The organism is Altererythrobacter sp. C41 (assembly GCF_016803135.1).
Taxonomy (GTDB): domain Bacteria; phylum Pseudomonadota; class Alphaproteobacteria; order Sphingomonadales; family Sphingomonadaceae; genus Pelagerythrobacter.
In genome coordinates this window covers 1-1179 of sequence record NZ_JAEVFE010000027.1, presented here as the reverse complement: position 1 = coordinate 1179, position 1179 = coordinate 1, and the positions used below count along the sequence as shown (strand labels likewise).

Genomic DNA, 1179 nt, shown 5'->3' with positions numbered 1-1179 from the left:
ACGCGCCCATTGCGGTTGCCGACACGGATGCGGCGACCGAGGATGCTGCGGCGGTGACCGGCACTGTTGCCGGTAACGACAGCGATGCCGACGGCGACACGCTGACGTTCGCACTGGCAGCGCCGGTGGCGGGTCTGACGTTCAATGCCGACGGCAGCTACAGTTTCGACCCGAGCGACGTGGCCTATCAGGACCTGGCGGCCGGCGAGACCCGCGAAGTGGTCGCAAGCTACACCGTTTCCGACGGTAATGGCGGTACTGCAAGCTCGACGCTGACCATCACGGTCACCGGCACGAACGATGCGCCCGCTACGGTTGCCGATACGGATGCGGCGACCGAGGATGCTGCGGCGGTGACCGGCACTGTTGCGGGCAACGACAGCGATGCCGATGGCGACACGCTGAGCTATACGCTCGATGCCGCGGTGGCGGGTCTGACGCTGAACGCGGATGGCAGCTACAGCTTCGATCCGAGCGATGCTGCCTATCAGGATCTGGGGGCCGGCGAGACCCGCGATGTGGTCGCAAGCTATACCGTCTCCGATAGCAACGGCGGCACTGCGACGTCGACGCTGACCATCACGGTCACCGGCGCCAATGATGCGCCGACCGCTGTTGCTGATACGGCTGCAGCGACCGAGGACGCTGCGGCCGTAACCGGCACGGTTGCCGGTAACGACAGCGATGTCGACGGTGATACGCTGAGCTATACGCTTGATGCCGCGGTGGCCGGCCTGACGCTGAACGCGGATGGCAGCTACAGCTTCGATCCGAGCGATGCTGCCTATCAGGACCTGGCGGTCGGCGAGACGCGCGACGTGGTCGCAAGCTATACCGTCTCCGATGGCAACGGCGGCACTGCGACGTCGACGCTGACCATCACGGTCACCGGCACGAACGATGCGCCCACTGCTGTTGCCGATACGGCTGCAGCGACCGAGGATGCTGCGGCAGTGACGGGCACGGTTGCCGGTAACGACAGCGATGCCGACGGCGACACGCTGAGCTATACGCTTAATGCCGCGGTCGCGGGCCTGACGTTCAATGCCGACGGCAGCTACAGTTTCGATCCGAGCGATGCGGCCTATCAGGATCTGGGTGCCGGCGAGACCCGCGACGTGGTCGCAAGCTATACCGTGTCCGATGGCAACGGCGGTACTGCGAGCTCGACGCTGACCA

At 65.5% G+C, this 1179-nt stretch carries 1 protein-coding gene; it reads left to right on the top strand.

Features of this window, described 5'->3' with window-relative positions:
* The coding region (locus JNO53_RS15265) for an Ig-like domain-containing protein (RefSeq protein WP_203113640.1) at nucleotides 1–1179 on the top strand (1179 nt) is incomplete at both ends.